Raw genomic sequence first — 19,548 nt, 5'->3', positions numbered from 1 at the left:
CAAGATGAATATAAAACAAAAACACGAATGTGTCAAATTAATAATCCTTTAATGTTCGTGTTTTGTGCATTAATTATATTCGTATATCTCTTATATCAAATAAATAATAGTAAAATGCGAATATTAAAAACCCCTTATCCGTGCTGTGCGAACAGGCTCCAGATAAGGGGTGGGAATTGCAATAGTTGCTGTTAGTTGCTGTTAGTTGATTTTAGCTGCATTTAACTGTATCTAACTTCGTGTAGCTATACTATACTCACTGATTTAACCCAAGTAGCGCAGTCGATCGTACTTATTCCCAGACTTCAGCTGTTTAAAGCCATATGAATCGGGACGGATGAAGTTAATCGGATGAAAAGAGACCTGTCACTCTTTGTTACTAACCTGTTTGGTAACAAACTCAAATTCGAGATGACCTGCACTTAACCGGCTCCCGGACGGGATGCTGTAGGCCTTGCTTAACAGAGCTGTGGCCTGATTCGCATACCGTTTAGGATCAATAGCCAATGAAGAGGCCTGGCCCTTGTCTTGACCCTCCTTGCCAGAGGAGGGGCTTTTAACTCCTTCAGATTTGCCAGCATTAGAAGTACTCGCCGAGTCTGCCATACCTGCTGCTCCCGTCCCTATGTCATCAGTTCCAGCCTTACCAGCCTGAGATACCGACTTCGCGTCGTCTTTCCTGCCATCGCTGTCCGTTTGGGTGACCGATTTATCGCCTATATCGGCATTCCCTGCCGATGAACCGGAAGTTTTATCCGCTTCCGTGCCGCCCTCGGTTGAAGTGCCCGGATCACCCTTTTCTGAAGTCTTCCCGGACTTACCGGAGTTCTGCGTGCTGCCTTCAGAATCATTACCAGAGGTCTTCTCGGCACAGGAATGACTTAACTTATTCAGAGGGAGAGTCTGCTTCTTGGCCTTCTCATCCCCCGTGTCCACCACTACGGAGTCCGCCGTGAAAGCCCGGCATTCCTCCGCGGATTGAAACAAGAACACCAACCGGGTGGCTTCCTTGCCGTCCTTACCCATCACCTGCTCCGCATAAACCGCCCGCTCTGGAAGAAGGGGTTCTATCTCCTTCGTCCCCTGCTGAACCGGCTTGTCCGGCACATTGGGAACCACAGCTACAGGTTCCTTCTTGTCGAAGGCCCCTGTCAGCTGGAGCGTTCCCCATATTCCTGCCACAAGCAGCACCACAATCAGGCCGAACAGGAGAGTTCTCTTTCCCCGGAACATCCGGGCCAGCGGAGAAGCCAGCTCCTGCTTCGCCCGCTCATAGACGGGCTTCAGCACACGGCCAGCCTTGTCAAAGTGGTCCTTCCAGTTGGCCCGCTTCTTAAATGCATCCCGGTCATGCTTCCGGAAATAGGACATGATAGCTGCCTCATAAGCAGGCGCAAGCTTGCTTCCCCGAAGATACAACGGCTGCCGCTCGGACCACTGGAAGAACCGGTAGATCGTATCCGGCCCGGCCGCGTAAGACCGCAGCCCTTCTACGAGACCCGCGTAATCCATGGAATCATCCGCGCCGCCTCTGTAATAAGCCAGGGTCAGACGATCAAACTGGCCGGCACCAACCTCGGCGCGCAGCCACCGGCGCCCGACCCGCTGGACTTCGTCCATCTCCTTGGGCTTCAGCTGATCGAAGACCGGCACATCCGGCTCCGCCTGACCAAACCAGGCATACAAGGATTTCAGAACAGCCAGCTTCGACTTCATCTGGGCATCCAGCTTCTGCGGGCCAAAATCACCTGTCCCTGCCCAAGTGATAAATTCCATACTTAACAAGGCTTCTTTGGTCAGCTTCTCCATATCCAGCAGGGCCAGCAGAATACGCCGGACCGCTGACGCCAGGTCGGCCATAATCCCAACGCTGCCATGGCCGCCGGCTTCCCCCTGATCACTCAGTCCAGGCCGATCCAGTACGTCCCAGCCGCTCAGCTCTTTGGCCTCGGGGGCCGTATTGCTGTTATTAGCCCGCTGTCTAGGCTGTCGCTTATTTTCCGCCCCGGTCTCGCGCTGATTCGCTCCCTTGAAGGGCTCGCGCTGTCCATCGACCATGGCTAGAACCTCACCCGCCGCGGCCGTTATATCCTTCGCCTGCTGCAGCCTGCTGGTCACTTCTGAACGCGCAAGCTCACGCAGCCCTTTCTTATCCCATACACCCGGATAGAACCGATCCCATTCCTGAATCACGCTGACTACTTCACGGACATTTCCAGCTGAACGGAAGCGGTCCTCGATATACGGCACAAACAGGAGTGCAGACAACTGGTCATCCTTAAGAACCTGGTCAAAATAAGCCTTGCGCAGGGATGGATGGTTCTCAATCAGCGCATTCAGCTTACTGAAAGCCGCTGGCTCCTTCCGGGCGTTGGCTGCTGCCCGAATGAAATATTCCACCACCCGCCGCTCATTGTTCTTCGGATCAATCCGGTAGTAGTCCTTAATACATTCGGCTATCGCCGGATCAGGCACCCTCCCCGATTTCACCGCATCGAACTCACGGTCGAACCGGGCAAGGAACAGATCGTTCAACCGCTCCTTAGCCGCCAGTGCCCCTTCGGGACGGAGATACTCCAGTATCCCGCGAAGCACGGATATTTTATGGCTCTCATACAGCCCCTCATTGCCGCCTTCCACCTGGTACAACACGCTCAGTTCATGATAGCTTGTTATGGACAAAGCCTTCTCCTGGCCCATGTCCCGCAGCATAATATCCGAGAACCAGTGGAAGTCCTCAAGCTGCTCCTTCCGGCCCAGCAGCTCCCAGGCCATATCCAAGTAAGGCTGCTTAGTCCAATCCAGATCCACATTCGTTACCCGGCCTGAAGCCAGATCGAACGTATAGTCCTTCTCAATACCACGGTCACCGGGACGCAGACTGCCCCGTTCAACAAAAGAAATATGGATTCCCTTGCGGCTCTGCGGCTCCTTCGCATAAGACACGAAGCCGAGCACTCTTCGAACCGGATGCGGCAAAGCCGAATACAGCAGCTCAATCAGCGGCAGGGCAGCCTCGGAGATGTATGCAGCCGGAACGTCCAGTGCCACGTACACTTTACGCCCGCCAGTTACGGCCGACAGAATTGCAGACAGCAGCTGCTTGAACATCGGCTCCGAAATCTTAAGCTCCTTGAGCAGCTCATACGGATTCTCTATCACAGAACCCGTCTCCATCCGCCGGACGGGAAGGCGATCCAAGGCCGGAAGCTCGTCACCCTGCCCAATATCATATTCCCGGGCAAAATCGGCGTGTAAAAACATACCGTAATCCTGGACCAATTCCTCCAGTCTGGCTGCGGGAATCACATAGTTATGGGAGAAAAAGGCGCTGCGCAGACCTGTGAAGTCGGCTGGCTGAAACAGACTCCGGCCCAGCACCGTATCCCCGTTGTCTGTATGAAAGAGGTGTACGGCTTCCGGGTAAGCCGCGCCGTCCTTCTCCCCGCGGGCCGTCAGTTCGGCCGGAGCGTCATAGACGCAGAACGGATGCAGCACTTTTTTGATCCAACCCGGCTCCAGGCCCCCTGATCTGGCTACGGTGTCGAAGCCTTCAGTCTGACGAAAAATCCCGCGCCGCTCGCGAGTGTACATCTGCTGCTGAATAGAAGCGGAGTGACTCACTTAAGCCTCACTCCCCTCGATATAATTCAGTTTGTACAGCAGCCAGACGAAGGGCTCATCCACGCGGATCGGGCTCACCACGCCTTGCAGCTTCTGGTTAACCGGATTGCTTCCAAGCGCCGATACGGCAAAATAGGCTGTGTCTTTGAAATATACGTCCATCGTGCCCTTGAACGGCCGGTCCACCTTCTCAATCAAATGCCGCACTTCACCATCAATGTTCTCGAACTCCGTCAAATTCAGCGTCCGGCGATGCACCGCATTGTTGAAAATATTGCTGTTCTTCTTGATATACTCCCCTTCCTCATCCGCCAAAGCCCGCAGCATGTCGCTCTTCGTCAGCACGACGGCGGTGGGAATATCAGTCTTCCCTTTGTCCTCATAAGCGATAAAGTCACCGAACAAAGTCAGTACCACATCACGGGGCTCGTCATACTGTGACACCCATTCTCCAGGCGTATCCCCGTGCTTGATGCGGAGCTTCTCACGGATCGACCGGATTTGCAGTGGATCGACCATAAACAGAATCCCGGCGGAGTTCTTGATATGCTGCCCATGCAGTCCAAGATAATCCTGATCGACCATGCCCTCCCCGGCAACATCGAAGAATACCAGCGTAAGCGGCGGCTTGGACTCATCCTTGAACACGAATTGGAAAATAAATGGCTCCTGCATCTTCTCCTTCTGCGTGGAAGCCAGCAGATCGCCCCGCTCGAACAGCGGCTCCTCATACGCGGAGCGGAACTTGCGGCTGATCTCAGCCGTCAGCGGCATGCAGGCCGCTCCGAAGTGATCAGCCGTCTCATGCTGGAGCGTGTGAATCAGTGACGTCATGTACACAGATTTCCCCGCCTGCGAGGCGCCAATGATGGAGATGATGTTGCTCGGCACCTTTCCCGCTGTAACCGGGAGTTCATTATGGCATCTCGGGCACAGTCTGCGCCGCGTAACAACGCCGTATCTGTCATTAAGCCCGATCAGCACATGGTCCGAATAAATGCGGTGCTCCTCGTGAATATCCCGCGGATGCAGAATGGCCTCGATGTCATACACCGTATCGAGCCCAAAGCGCTCCCTGTATTTATTCAGCTCGTAGTCCTCACCGAGAGCGTAATCCTCATCATCCTCCCGGTGATGCGCAGCGCGGAACACCACCTCTTCCGGCGAGAACTTGCTGAAGCAGTACGGGCACACAATATCGTAATAAAGCGGCCGCGGTGCCGCTTGAGGCTTCTTTTTGAATAAATTGAAAAAACTCATCGACTTGTTCCTCCTTCCCTTCCCAAGGCTATTCCGGAATCAGCACATACATATGGCCATATTTAGGCCCATCCGTGAAGAACAGCCGGACATGATCCTGCTTGCCAACCTCAATGACCGGAAGCACATTTCTTCCTGCAGCAAAAGGGGTGACAAACGGGTAAACGGTACCGTCCTCCCGGTCCGCCGGATACCCTCCCTGCTTCTTCACATAACAGAGTACATCCTTGGCCACCGGGACCTCGGCGGTCACCGTGATTTGTACGGTTTTATATTTGCTGAACAGACCGCTCTTCTCGCGGACCGAGTAATAAATCTTCGCCTTGCCGGTGCTGGCCACCGTCCGGTTGGCACCGTCATGCTGCCTGGCGAGCAGGGTATCCCCCTGCTCAGACCAGCTGGCATACACGGTATACACAAGCTGACCGATCTCTTGAATCCGGTCGTGATAGCCGTTATTGGCCTTGTACTCATCCCGGGTATACAGCCGCAGCTCCCCGGCAGGAGGCACGGAAGTCTGGTAATCCGCTCCCCCGCTTCCCGCTGGAGACTTGTAGATATACACCGCCTGGATTCCCTCCGGCCAACGCCAGCGCAGTGTACACCGGTCATCATCAACCCGGTGGGTCAGCTCGCCGATCACCGGGAACGGGACCGGGGCAGATGGCTCATCCTGATCGATAAACCGCATCGTTCTTCTCCTCCTGTGGCTCGTGCTAGAATGTGACGGTTTGCTATGCTCCATCATGCTCGTCATTGGATACATGCAGGCCTGTTTAGGGCGTTGATGGGTTTGTGTAAGCTTGCTTGTAAGAAATTTGCTTCAAGATCTGCTTATAGCCTTGCTATAGAGCCTGCTACCTTGATGCAAAACCCGTTAAAGTCTGTTACAGAGTTTGCAAGTAGCTGACTAAACAGGTTGTTTCAGAGCCCTGCTATATAAAATGAACTTATGAAGGTACCCTTATAGGGCGCTGCGATACCGAGTGTTCTTTAAGGCCGCTATTGTCTCCGAAATGCTTGAACTAGATATCCATTGTGGCATTTCGGAGACAAAGGCGGACGCTCCGCTTCTTCAGAATCACTCGGGATCGAAGCTGAGAGAGGTTAATTTTTAAAGTTCGTTTTTTATATACATAGCCACTACAAAAACTAAAACTACAACAGACCCTTCCTCTATGCTGCTACTTGGTCTACTTCTGAGCCGCTTTAAGTCCTGTTTCAGAGCTTGCTGCAGCCCTCCTTCTTGATCTCCTGTTAGAACCCTCTGCTGGAGCTGTCCTTCCGTCTGCCTCCGAATCCGTCCGCATTTCCAGCCTGCCCCGGCCGTACACGGCCTCCGGAAGCTTTAAAATGCTCCTTAACCGGAATAATCCAGGCAAACAAAGTAATCACTCCGGCAAGAACCAGATCAGCCCAGAGGCGGCAGAGCATGTCAGCGGACCCGTGCCCGCTTAGGCCAAATTCCAGAATCAGGCCGGCCAGCAGACCCGAGACCACCCCGCCGATGCCAAAGCTGCGGGCGAGATAACGGTTATCGAAGATCAGGCCGAGCGCCAGCCCAAGGGCTGCCCCAATAACAACAAGAGCCACGATTCGCAGAATCATATAATATGTGCTGTCTGCCGCAGGTCCGGTCCGCTCGGTCACCAGGGTCCGTTCACCGAGCGTATCTTTGTCATAGATTTGGCGGAACACATACTTAAGATCTCCGGCCTTAGCCACATCGCTATATGTTCCTCCGGTCTCTGTCGCAATTTCCTTGAGCAGATTTGAACCCGCGGAATCAACCAGGTTCAGACCGACCGTATTCACTTTAATCTGCTTGCTTTTGTAATCCGCTAGGGCTGTCTGCAGATTAATATTACTAACTCCATCCGACAACAGGATCACCATCGTGTTCTGATCCGGCGTGCCTTCTGCCGTAATGTGCTTCATCGCATCCCCTAACGCAAGCCCGATGTCCGTCCCCCCATCCGTGGCTTGGATGCCATCAATCGCTGTCTTCACTTCATCCTTGGCCGACTGGGAGCTTAAGCTGACAAACGGCTGCACAAGGGTGGCTTGATCACTGAATGTGAACACAGCAACTCTCTTGTCCCCATCCATCTCATCCACCAGCTTTTTGGCGGCATCATACCGGTCATTATTCGGGTCATTCTGTTTCATGCTGCCCGAGCTGTCCATAATCATGACAATATCCTTAACCTGCTTGACGCCCCCGCCGTTCAGCTCATAGACAAATTCCAACGCAAGCCCGGCCACAAGCAGGATGCCTAAGGTTGCCGGGACCAGCAGCTTCCAGGAAGCATCCACATAACGCTGCCGCCACGACATGCCGTTCAAGCGCGGTTTAATCATTTCCGCCACAAGGCAGAACAGCCCTACACACAGAGCCATAATTCCAAAATAAAGGCCAATCACAACGATATTTGGCCATCGTCCACTCAAATCACCCAGCAGCCATTCCCCAATGGCGAAACCTACAGCGCCCCCGATCAGACTGAACAGTGTGAGGAGCAGATTGAATTTTCGCTGCATTGTAACCACGCACCCTTTCTATTTATTATTTCCGTGGATACCTATGGCAAATTGTTATGTCACCACAGAGCGTCCAAGCAGCTATCTTAGCTCCGGCAGGTCCTTCGGATCTATCCCGTGGAACCTGTATCCGTTCTGCAGATAAGTCTCGTAGTAGATTTTGCCGTTGCGGTAGAACATGAGATCTTCCAGATGAAAACCACCCATCAGGCACAGCTTCTCTACCCCGCTGGTACGGTTCTCATGGACCATACCCAGCTTGTAGATCCGCGACGATTCATCCGCATCCATCGCATACTTCATAAATTCACTCCCGGCATCCCCGAAGAAATACTTCTCCTCATACCGGTGCTCATGCGTGTAGTCGAACAATCTGACATTAATGACGGCGTGTTCCTCCAGTGTGCGGTAGAGCTTCTTGAACAGCTCATCCTTGGAGAGCACCTGCTTGTTGTCATACTCCACGGCAACATTTGCACGCCGAAGCAGTTCCTCCTCGAACGTCTGCGCGAACGGTCCACTTGTAAGAATATCTCTGCGGCATACCAGAATCATCCGCTCCACCAGGCTGTGAATCCCGCCTTCCATAAGTGCCGCAGGGCTCCCCATATACCGTTCGTCGAACCAGATGTCCGCTCCCCGCCGGGCTTCAAGCTCCGCCATAACCTCCTCGGTCACCCGCTCGTAGTACTCCATTAGGTTTTGCCCGATATAGTCATCGGCCAGCCGGATGCTCTGCACGGCGCTCCCGCGCAGCGTGTCTTCGAGCTCCTCCAGCTGTCGCGTCTGCATTCTAAAGCCAGCATGAAGGCGGTCCAATTCTGCCTCAAGGCGGCGGGCCAGCTTCAGCTGGGTATCCAGCAGCAGGATATCCACCTTCAAGGTATAGACCACGCTGATAAAATGCCGGATAAAGCTGCGCACATTGTGCTTATCCATCATCGGCATACGAGGAAAAGATTGATCCTGGACCAGGCCCTGATAGGTCTGATCCAGCTCAGCCTTCGCCGATTCAAGCTGGCCGGCCAGCTCACGAATCCGTGAGCGGTAGACCTCCCGCAGGCTGCCCGGCGCCCCGGCATCGTCCGTCCACTCCGCAAGGTGGAATAATCCCACCTGCGGGTGGAGATTCCGGCTGCGGCGCACGGTAGCGTCCAGCTCCTCGTCCAGCCGGAGCCCGGCCAGTGCGCTGTCGACCTCCCGCTGATAGTTATCGCGGAAGAACAGCTCCCCGCCGCCACCGAACAGCGCGGCCTCCGCTTCGCGAAGCGTCATTGTCCGCAGCGCAGCGAAGCTGACCCCTTGGGTCATGATGCCGTTCATATCGGCAAGCCGCGACTCGTCAGGGACGATCCGCCGCGCCTGCCCGGCCAAGGTGTCCGCATCCAGGCCGAAGAAGGCCAGCTTCTCCGTGTTCTTCCACTCCAAGGGGCCGTTCATCCGCCGGATGAGCTGCCTGTAGAAGTGGTAGAGCACGGTCAGGGCAATGGACTCATTCGGCCGCTTCACCTTGGCAAAACCGGCCGAGACATAGCCCTGCCGGCCGGATTCGGTCATAATGTTATTTTTGAAGGAGGTGTTATTGTATGCTGCGCCAGACACGGACTCATACTGCGAATCCTTCCGCTGCCGGTTCTTCAGCAGGCTGATCTGGCAGATGATCTCATCGTTGTCCCGCATCCCCCCAGGCGGCGTTACCCCCCGCTCGTTCTTGTCAGACAAAATATAGACCAGATCAAACAAAGGAGACGCCGGATGACTCACCGGGATGGAAAGACCGTCCTCGGTCATTAAGAGCGGGGCCGTAAAGGTATAATCGGCCTGCTGCATCAGCTCAAGCTCCCGCAGGAAGGCAATGCCCGCAGCCCCGGTATAGCCGAAGGCCTCGGCATCCTCCCGCTCGCTGACCAGTGTGAACAGGTCGGTCTGGACCGACTTGAAGGACTGGCCGAAGATCGTATTCGCCAGTATAGTTACCTCCGGCACGAACACGTTTAGAGGATCTCCTGCCTGTGTGATCACAGATAGATGAATCCGGTCGAAAGAAGAGTACAATCTGCCGTAATCTGCAATTCGCTGGCTCACCTGCCGCAGGGCCCGGTTAAGCTCCAGAAGCGGCTGCGGCTCCCGGTAGAAGGCGCGGTACAAGTCGGGACGCCGGGTCTTGGGCCCGGCTTCTTCTGGCACCGCATACCTGGGCTCCGGCACCCGGTAGCGAACTACGCGCGGATGCTCCTGTGCGGGCGGGACAGGCCTTCCCTCTCCATAAGAAGGGGAAAAGGCGGCCGTTACCCCTGCCGCCGATCCCTCCTGTGAAGTCAGATGAAAGTACATCACCCCTGCACTGTTATCCCATTTCTTATCATGAATCCGGATGACCGGATCAATCGCCTCCGCGATTCTATCCCCGATGAACAGGTAGACCGCGGGATAATGAATGCTGCTCGGATCATCCTGCTTGCGGCTTAAGCCTTCCTCCGCCGCAGCGTAATCGGCTGCATACTGCTCTAATAGTTGTCTCATAAGCTATTTCAACCTTCTGCGGATATCGTTCAGCTTCGTTGTCATCTGCTTGTAGAACTGGTAAGCTTCCTCCCCATTGGCAAGCTCCACCCGCTCGTACTCCAGCTGATCTCTAGCTTCCAGGAAAGCCTCATACAGCTCTTCCAGCTTCGACAGGAGCGGAGTGATGTCCTCGGAGGCGGTCATTTCCGCATCCCGGCGATCCGCTTTGCGCATCAGGGTGCTGCGGCTCTTCTCGTCAAGAGCGCGGAAGCTGCCGTACACTTCAAACTCCGCGAAGTTCCGGCTCTTCATCAGATTCGCGAACGGTTCCCAGGCTTCTTCCTCCGGATCACGGTCATATACGTAGAGCGCACCCTTCTTCGCAATCGTTCCGGTATACAACGCCTCAATGAACTGATCCAGCCATTTTTCCTCATCCTGATGCTGTCCAAGCAAAGCCTCAAGGGAAGCCGCCTGCTCCTGAATCACCCGGTACTTCTCCAGCTCTTCACGGACACGGGCCAGCAGCTCAGGGGAACGAATCAGGTTCTCCTTGGCCATATCTTCATTAATGCTGCCGAAAATATCCTTGCTGCCTTCCCGCTCTAATCCTTGGGAGAGCAGCCTTCTAAGCTCGGAAAGAGCACGCTTGACCTCTCCCAGATTCGGCTTGTTCGAAGAGACCTGCATATCATAAGGCCGGAGCGTTTCGGCCAGGTTAAACGGCCGGGTCAAAACAACCTCATACCGGTTGCTTGTATTCTGGTCGATGTTCTTCTCGGTAATTACCTTCAGCTCAATGGCCTTGTCGAACTCGGCACGCACCCGGGCATTGTAAGCCTGAACACGGGCATTCGAGTACACATCGCCCCACGACTTCTCAGGAATCGGGGAAGGCAGATACGTCCAGTTGTTCTTGTCCGTCTGCACCAGGTGGCGCCCAATGCCTTCCTTATCCAAAATCGTGCGCTCATAACTCTCCTCATACACCTTTAGCGGGGTATAGACGAAGAGCGGCACCCCGTTCTTCGTATTCAGCCAGAAAATCCGGTTCTTCACTTCACTCTCTTTGACCGTAAAGTGAGACTTGCCCACCGCGTTGTTCTGATAGTTCTTGATCCCCTTGAGGATGCTTGGCGCCTGAACCGGCACCGACACAAAGCCCCAGGACGGGAAGTACAGGTTGCCTGAGCTGTTGCTTAAATGGAATACCGGAACGGCCTCATCATCCAGCTTGCTGGCGATATTGCGTTCTACGAACTTCTCGATCGACTCATCCTTGCCGTATTTCATCAGCAGGAAGTCCTCCATCGACTGGGTGATCAGGTCCCCGAACTTGTCGGTAAGGAACTCGGAGATGGAGCTGACAATGTCAATTTCCTGCTCCTTGATCCACTGGTTGGAATGATCTAGCAGTTCCTGGGAGAAATCGCGGATCAGATCATCCACATCCTTGGAATCCATCAAGTTGCCAACCACCTTGGAAATGTCAGGCACGCTGACAATATTCCAGTAGTACGTTTTGTTCCCTTTGTGATCCTCCTGCTCTTCTCCATTGAGGAGGATGTCCCCGTTTTTGGCAAAAATCGAGTTCAGCGCGTTCAAAATTTCCGTAAACACGTTGTAAATCCGGTTATTTTCCTTATTCAGCAGGTCATACAGGTCCTCGTAAAATTCAATCATCTGCTCTGTGCGTTCCACATCGGCATGCAGCCAGTACTCATTAATCTTCGCTTCAATATAAGCGTTCTTCTTCTTGTCCTTGGACACGAAGGCGCTCTTGGCATCGCCCAGCTTCTCTTCCGACTGCTCCCTTGCCGCCTCAATGTCCCGTGGGATGCGCGTCAGGTTCTCCCGCAGCGTCTCAATATAGGACAGCAGCATCTTCAGCAGACTGAAGCCCTTCTCCGTATAGATCAGACGGGAGACATAGAACGGTCCCTGCTCTGGATGAAGGAACAGGCGGCGGATCTGATCCGAGAACTGCGAGACTATTTCGCCAGGCAGCTGCTTTTTCGCCTTGATGTACTCTTCACGGGCGCGGGCCAGGAAGTTCTGCTCCAGCTCCGTATCCATATTCACAACCTGCTGCTTCACCACGTTGGTATAGCTGAGGCGTTCGGAGTTCTGATAGCCCGGAAGCGGCTCGGGAACGCGGGACTCGAATGTTTTGACCATCGTATCGAGGTCAATACCGAGCTTGCGTGCGAACTTCTCCACATCGTCCTGGTTCGGCGCTTTGTGGAACATTTTCTCCATTTTGCCGAACAGGCGGAAAGCCAGATAAGTGGTCATTTCCTCAATCGGCAGCACCGCTGAGGAGGCCCCGATAATGTTGTACTCATAGTTCGCCGGGTATACCTTGTTCATCTGGGCGATATTCGTACGGATGTTGCTGATATAGTCATGAATGGCAAATTCCTCGCCAGACTGCTTCTCCTCGCTCGCCATAAAGTTCGTTATGTTCTCTGCCGTAACGTTCATGCAGTAATCATAAGCGTTCTCCAGCAGCTTGCCTTCGGTATTGGTCGCCGAAATCAAATGACACAGGTTGAACGGCGGAAGCGGGGAATTAACGGTCAGAATATTCCCGTACTGCTGGCGGAACCGTTCACCCCGGCTGTCCACGTTCATCCAATAGTCGAGCTCTTTGAGTGCGGCGTAACCGTTCTTTTTGATATATTCACGGGTATGTTCACTTAGCGCCTTGCTGGCAAGGTTGATGTCCGGTGTGAAAAGATACCCCAATGTATTCACGCGGTCGATGCCGGCTGAGCCATGATCCCGCTCGATAATTCCCCGGACAATATAGGCAATGTCCAGGAACGTTCCGCTGCCTGTACCGCCGGAAAGTCCGGTGAGCAGGAACACCATCAGCTTCTTGTTAGTACCTACGGAGAGCGTCTTGATCTTCTTGTCGATCGCCTGAACGACCTGGTTGATCTTGGTGAACAGCAGCAGTCTCCCTGCCTGGCGTACCCCGGCAGCTCCATTCATGCCATCGGTAATGCTCAGCTCGGGCGACAGCCATTCCGTAATGTAAGGTTCCAAAATGCTGCGGTTCTGCAGCAGGCCGCCGATTTCAGCGTTCGACAGAAGCACGAACTCATTGATTGGATCGAGGCCGATGCCTTTGTAGCGTTTGCCCCGGTCCTGCTCGTTCGTCTCAAAAGCCAGAAATTCCACATTGTTCGGCTTCTCTTGACGCTTCTTGGAGATCGGGTCCTCAGGCAGCTTGAATCTGCGGTTAATCTGGTATTTCAGACGCAGCAGGGCGTCGATCCCGGTACCGCCAAGGCCGATGATCAGAATCGGATTGTCGATGGTATCTACACGAATCTTCTCACTGACGATACCTCCGCCGAGCGAAACGTCCAGTTGCTGAATATGTTCTCTTACTATCGGTTTCATATGTTGACCCCCTAAAGTGGCCGGAGCAAACAAATCATCTCTTTCTGTTTGCTCCGAATAATTGAATTCATTAGTTCGATTTATGGTGAGTGCGATATAAGCACGTGTTGATGAGTAAATTACGTTTCTGGTGAAAACAGGTTGCAATCGGCCACCCTTCTTCGTGCTAGGCCGTTCTGCAATGAACATCCCTCTATGTTCGGAGGCCGCTCCGCAGATGGATCATTCTTAAGCCTGCCTAGTGATCTCATAGCGAATGCTCAGCCTTCTACGTCTTAGGCCGCTCCGCGGATGAATAATTCCTATGCCTGCCTATAGTCGCCGGAGATCTCCAGCTCTAGAGACCGCTCCGCAGATGGATCATTCTTACGATCGCTGTTGTCAGCAGATTTCTTTGATTGTCCACTTAGAGTGGAAATCCGCTGACAAAGGCGACCGCTGGCGCTTCTTCAGAACGATTCCATCCTCTCCGCTGGGCTAGTGCGATACTGTTACATGCTCAGGGGAGGGAATCTCCGTCGCATGCGGGACTTCCCTTGGAGGTAAAGGGGTGATCCGGTTGTGATTCATCCACACTAGCCTGGTTACCCCTGTCAGGGGCTACCGTCGCCAAGAATCTCACGGATTGTTGGCCTTTGCGCCCCACTATCGGTCCCGCCGCCTCAGGAGGGGGCCATCATCCACAAGAACACTCCCTTTGTTAACCCCAGCGATTGTCACTTCGTTACCAAATGCCAGGCACAGCCTCCAGCCACTCATGGAGACTAGTCTTAAGTAACTGTGCTGCCCGAACCCTAACCGGACTGAAGGTAGAGCCAATTCAAGCTGCAACCATCTATCCCACAAGGCAAGTCAGGACAAGCAAAATGCCAGTTTCTATAGAAGCTCTAACTTCCAAAAAGATGTTCAAAGTTTTGATCCCATAGTAATAACGATCAAAACGCCACTTTTGATACATTTACCCCAAACAAACCGCCTGTTAAATTTGGGAAGCTGCCTTCTATGCTCTAACCCAGCGGAGCGGCCGGAATCGTTCTGGAGAAGCGAAGCGTTTGCCTTTGTGACCGAATTTCTTCCTTTTAGGTAGTATAATCAGGAAATTCGGCCACAACAGCGATCGGAAGAATGATCCGGCAGCGCAGCGGCCTTAAAAGCTCTTAAAGCTCTCGGCACAACAGAAATCCCAATTTAACAAGCCTACACCAGATATTCCAGCAGGATCGTCTGATCCACCCCGATCAGCGGGATTGTGAGGCGGTCGCCGCTCTTCAGCTCAAGCCCTTTGCTGGCGTCGACGGCGCGGCCGGATTTCTCAATTGTATTCGGGCTGAGGTTCTTCAGCACGATCCGGTCGTTTTTGCCTGGGGTGAAGACGATCTTCTCCGTCTCCCGAAGCTCAGGAGCCAGCTGCAGCAGCTGGTGGAGGTTGAACTTGCCTTTGAAGGCAGCCAGCTTCTTGTACTGCGGATAAGTCTTCTCCCCGGTATTCTCATCCCGGATCTCGATGACCATCTGGCCGACGAAGCCCTGGTTCGCCCGCTGCCACATGCGGAGCAGGAAGTAGGCCGCCGCCAGAAGGACTGCAAGACCTACAGCACCAAGGATCACGTACAAGGTAGGAAAAGGTTTCTTATCCTTGTCTCCCGGGCTTGCCGTTGTTCCGCTGCCCGCCGCTGCACTCTTGGTATTGATCTTGACGGCAGGGGTCTCGCGGTAGAAGCTCTTTTCTTCGGCGCGTACTTTAATCTCATAATTATGCTTATCCGGGATCTCGAAGGTGCCGCTGAAACGGTCCCCCGTATTACCCAGCTTGAGCTCAGAGGTCTGGCCGGTATCCAGGTCCTTCACGACCAGAACCGCATTCATATCCTTATACAAGCTGTTGTTCTGAACTTTATTCCCGGCGCTGACCAGGTATGAATTAATATCAATCTTGTCGCCCTTGCTGTAGGTCTTGGATGGAACCGGGTCCATCGTCAGCTCCATGTCATAGTTGAAAACAAGGTTTATATCAATCTTGTCCTTAGCCACCCCTTTGACCTTCAGCTTCCAGTCACCTTGGTCCGGTTTAAGAAGCTTGATCAGAGAGTAGGTTCTGGACTTCGATACCATAACGTTGCTTGACGGGATAGCCACCTCTTTGCCCGAAGGGTCATACAGCTTAGCTTCGACTGGCTTGGAGGACATAATCGATATATTCGCCTCAAGCACATTCGCATTCGGCACGTTTACCGTGACATCCTGATAGCTGCCGTTCGCTGTAATTGACTGAATAGGAACGATCTTCAGCTTCAGGTGGCTGGCAAAAATCTCACTCAGAATCTGCGGCAGATCATCCGCGGTATCCGTTACAAAGGACTTGCCCCCGGTCTTCTGAGCAATCGCTCCAAGGCTGGCTTTGTTCAGTTTGCCGTCCGCGTTAAGCCCAATTGTATAGACCGGCACTCCGTTTTTCTTCGCTTCATCAAGCGCCTGGTTTAGCTCTTGGTCCGACTGTTCCTGGGTTCTGCCGGAGGTTTTATTGAAATCATTATTGCCGTCCGCAAGAAGGACGATCATCGGCTCGTGGGACGGGTCCGCCCCGTCCTGAAGCACCTTGACCGCCTCCTTCACCCCCACCGCAATATCGGTGTAGGCCCCACGGTCCAGCCCGTCAATGAAATGCTTCAGGTCCTCCTTGTCTCCCGGGGACTTGATCTCAAGCAGCGCCTTCTCGCGCTGAATGCGGTCTGTGTAGGCGACTACGCCTACTTTGTCCCCTTTTGCGGAGAGCATATCTATGAACATTTTCATGGCTTCATTGCTGATTTTGTTGCGGTCGCTCTTGTTCATCGAGTTGCTGTCATCCACAACCAGTACGGCATCGATATGTGAGGATTGCTGGGCTGCTTCCACCACTGGAAGCCCGCTTGCAAAAGGTACGAGCAGGGACAGGGCAAGCAGCAGCGCTAAAGTTAGTTTTTTCTTTGGAACCATACGGGTACTCCTTCACTTGAAATCGGAATAATACTACTCTATGGAACAGGTCTTAAGATATTATTAAGAAGATATTAAGATAGCGTTAAAATGACGGAAACCTATTATAATACGACATAACACTTACTATTTCTACCATTACTATGCCTTTATGATATAATTAAACACCGCAAAGTTCAAACCATTATGTCTCTTCGTGCGGCTTTTCGCCGGGGATCTGAACTTATTTGAAGTAGGAAGAGAAGCCTTTTATAATGACGGGAAACACCTCTTATCCATAGAAAGGATTCGGTAATATGATTGCATACGGATGTTTGGGAATTTTGTTTCTTTTTGTAGTGATCCGGATAATCCTCTACTATACTCACCGCAAGCGTCCCTTTCCCCGCGAGGAAATTGACCGTCAGGTGCTGGCCCTCATTAACGACAGGCAGGAGCGCTCATGATGAAGAAAATTCCTGTCCAGATCACTCCGCTCAAGCGCACCAGATATGCCTTTCAACGGCTGAGGGTATGCCGGAGCTGTCATAATTTCACGGTTCTCTGGGAAAAAGAGTGCATGCACTGCGGCAAATCAGCCTTCATACCTGTAGAACATATGGCGGTTCGCCTCACCAAGCGCTCTATGCAGACGGAGCGGCTGGTCGCCCTGTTCCTGACCCTGGCTGGCGTGCTGTTCAGCTCGACCTTCCAAGAAATCGCAATCTGTCTTGGGGGCGGGCTGGCCCTAACCGTGCTGCTCTGGATCGTACAGCGGCAGATGGTACAGACGGAATCCCCACGCAAGCTCTCCAAATGGTTCAATCAGGAGCAGGACCGGCTGATTCAGGGGCTCCGGCTTAATATCGAAGCAGCTGTCAGTATCCGTCCAGACAATGAGCGCCTTGCTTACGAGATGCTCCGGGAGATCGGGACGCTGGTTGACAGTGACCGCAACCGCCTTCAGCAGCTCTCTCTGCTGCGCTCATTCATCCTAAGACGGGATATGGACCTGCAGCTTGAATCGCTGCTGCTGTTCCACTTTGACGAAGGGCTTGCGGAGTACATCGGCGAAATTGCCAAGATCAAGCCTGAGCTGATTAAGGAACGGACACTGCTGTATGTGCTGGACCATGAAGCGGAGTTCCTGAGCATGCCTGGCGGCAAGGAGATCCTGGCTGCCACAGTAGGCGCCATTGTCCGGATGAAGCGGTATGTGACGCTGTATCCAGAGTTCATCCGCAGGTATGCACGGCTGCTGCCCAAAGACCGTTTTTTGCGCCTGTTCCGGATCGTTACAACAGACCCGCACCTGCAGTTCAGCAATCTGGCTGTGGAGGTTGCCGAGATTTATAACAGCAAGTACCAATGGGACCCTGATTTTCAAAATACAGATAAGAAACTTGGACATAACGTATGAGACTATTTCTACTGACGATCAAAAATGCGCTAACCCTGCGTAATCTGATGATTTTATTGTGCAGTGTAATGCTGGCGCTAATTGCGGTTAAGGGCTATTATATCAATCGGAAAATGGCCTGGATTGCGGAAGCTGACCGCTATTACAAGAGCAAGAACCTGGTGGCTGCCGAGGAGTGGTACCAGAAAGCCTCAAATAACCGCTGGATTGAATACAAGGAAGGTGAAATCCGTACCCGGCTGGCCGAATTGGCGCCGATCACAGAAATCAAGTCAAGACTGGCCTCTCTGGATGGAGCGGCTGTCTCTGCTGATCCTGATTCCGATGAGGATTACACAAGAGTCATCCAGGCTTATTCGGACCTGTCTGTCCTGCGTAATAAGTATATGAAGACAGGGAGCCAATATAGTCGTTATTACAAGCAAATCTCGCTTTCCTATCAAGTCACCGACCATTTTGCGGCTAAGCTCAAGGAGTTCGAGCAGCGCTTCACCCGGCAGATGGACAGCAATTTGGAGCAGCGATCCTATGCCAATGAGTCGTTTCGCGAGCTGCTGATGCAGCTCCCAGCTGGATACTACGGTAGCGAGGCCAAACGGACGGCCAGCCTGTCCGCCAAATTCAAGAAATATGACAGCCGGAAGCTGTCCCAGCTCTCTGGGCAGGGCATGTTTACCAATATGTTAAGTGAAGCCCTCTCCCTTCACAGCCGGTATCAGCAGCTGAATTTAAAAGCTCCTTGGATTAAGAAAACCGCAGAGCTGCTGGCGGATCAAATGCTGCGGGCCGATCTGAAGACCGGGAACTATACAGCGTTTGCTCAGCACGGGCGGGACTTCGTGAATTTCGTGGAGTCCGCGAAGGTGAAGTCGCCGCTGACCGGCTATATCTCTACGCAGTACAGCCGTCTGATCAAAAAGGCAAAGGCGATGGTCGCGCGGGGGGAGTTCCAAGAGGCAATCGCTATTTATGAGGCGGTGTCCACATACAAGAACACCTCGGAGGAGATCGCCGCAGCCAAGCTGGCCTGGACCAAAGCGGAGCCCATCCGGCTCCTGCAGGCGGCGGACAGCAGCCGGAACTATGCAAATGTGATTGGCGGTAGCGGTAATTACGGGGCGAAGGTGTACGCGGCTGGATCAGATGAGACGGGCCGGATCTACTATGCGGCTATGGATGCCTCGGGCCAGACCCGGATGGTATCCAGCAGTGAGCTTGTGCAGGGCAGAAAGATCAAAGGCCTGTCCTTCGAAAAACAGCTGAGCACCAGCACCATGCCGGTAATTCTGGTAGAAGGCGAATCCTCAACACGCCTGGCCTACTACACAGCCTTCGGTGTGGAAGGGGGCCAGAGAATCAGCAGGCTGTTTGAGTTCGAAGCAGACGGATACCAAGTCATGAAGGACGGCACCTTGCTGGTGAACAACCCAGAGGGGAATGGAGCGGGGGGAACCGCGGTGTATGCCTGGACGGGCAGCGCCTACCAGTACCGGGAACCTGTGAAGCCGGAATCTGAATATCAAGATATACGGATCGAAGATCTGCTTCAGCACCCCGGTGAAAAGGTGAGGTTCAGCTGCAGCATTGTCAGCATTACGGACAACGGGCCGCTGGCTGTACTCGGAGACAGCTATGTCCTGCTGAAATCAAACAGCCTGATGAGTGTCGGAGACACAACTGTATCAGGAATCCTGGCCGCCCAGAATGAGGATGTCACCTTGGGCGGGCAGACGCTCTCGCTGCCGGTGTTTGAGGTGGCTGCGGTGGAGTAAGAATACGCCGGAACTATAATTAAGATTAAAAAAGCCCTCATAGACGGATGTGAGTCCGTG

The 19,548-nt window shown here is 53.4% G+C and carries 9 protein-coding genes; 2 read left to right on the top strand and 7 right to left on the bottom strand.

The window, feature by feature from the left end; translation table 11 throughout:
• Window positions 1-366: 366 nt before the first annotated feature.
• From BN6628_RS02195 to BN6628_RS02165, 7 genes are all read right to left on the bottom strand, one after another.
• A complete protein-coding gene (locus tag BN6628_RS02195) occupies window positions 367-3,624 on the bottom strand; it encodes a GAP1-N2 domain-containing protein (RefSeq protein WP_068613626.1) in 3,258 nt (1,085 codons plus the stop codon).
• Window positions 3,625-4,884 carry a TRAFAC clade GTPase domain-containing protein gene (locus BN6628_RS02190; RefSeq protein WP_068613623.1) on the bottom strand — a complete coding sequence of 420 codons (1,260 nt, stop codon included), beginning with the start codon at window positions 4,882-4,884 and terminating at the stop codon, window positions 3,625-3,627.
• A gap of 28 nt (window positions 4,885-4,912) precedes the next feature.
• Entirely contained in the window at window positions 4,913-5,575 is a 663-nt protein-coding gene (locus tag BN6628_RS02185) for a beta-mannanase (protein ID WP_068613621.1), read from the bottom strand.
• A gap of 566 nt (window positions 5,576-6,141) precedes the next feature.
• Window positions 6,142-7,425 carry a vWA domain-containing protein gene (locus BN6628_RS02180; protein ID WP_068613618.1) on the bottom strand — a complete coding sequence of 428 codons (1,284 nt, stop codon included), beginning with the start codon at window positions 7,423-7,425 and terminating at the stop codon, window positions 6,142-6,144.
• A gap of 81 nt (window positions 7,426-7,506) precedes the next feature.
• Window positions 7,507-9,948: a transcription initiation factor TFIID gene (locus BN6628_RS02175; RefSeq protein ID WP_068613615.1), complete on the bottom strand. Its 2,442-nt coding sequence runs from the start codon at window positions 9,946-9,948 to the stop codon at window positions 7,507-7,509.
• 3 nt (window positions 9,949-9,951) lie between these two features.
• Window positions 9,952-13,341: a tubulin-like doman-containing protein gene (locus BN6628_RS02170; RefSeq protein WP_068613612.1), complete on the bottom strand. Its 3,390-nt coding sequence runs from the start codon at window positions 13,339-13,341 to the stop codon at window positions 9,952-9,954.
• 1,197 nt (window positions 13,342-14,538) lie between these two features.
• On the bottom strand, window positions 14,539-16,317 hold the full coding sequence (locus BN6628_RS02165) for a vWA domain-containing protein (RefSeq protein WP_068613609.1): 1,779 nt from the start codon (window positions 16,315-16,317) through the stop codon (window positions 14,539-14,541).
• A gap of 442 nt (window positions 16,318-16,759) precedes the next feature.
• Between BN6628_RS02165 and BN6628_RS02160 the strand changes: the two genes are divergently transcribed.
• On the top strand, window positions 16,760-17,716 hold the full coding sequence (locus BN6628_RS02160) for a hypothetical protein (RefSeq protein WP_068613607.1): 957 nt from the start codon (window positions 16,760-16,762) through the stop codon (window positions 17,714-17,716).
• Complete coding sequence (locus BN6628_RS02155; RefSeq protein ID WP_068613604.1) at window positions 17,713-19,488, top strand: hypothetical protein; 1,776 nt, start codon at window positions 17,713-17,715, stop codon at window positions 19,486-19,488. Before BN6628_RS02160 ends, BN6628_RS02155 begins: the two co-directional genes overlap by 4 nt.
• Window positions 19,489-19,548 lie beyond the last annotated feature (60 nt).

It is taken from the genome of Paenibacillus tuaregi, from assembly GCF_900086655.1.
Classification (GTDB): domain Bacteria; phylum Bacillota; class Bacilli; order Paenibacillales; family Paenibacillaceae; genus Fontibacillus; species Fontibacillus tuaregi.
This window is presented reverse-complemented; position numbering and strand designations above follow the sequence as displayed.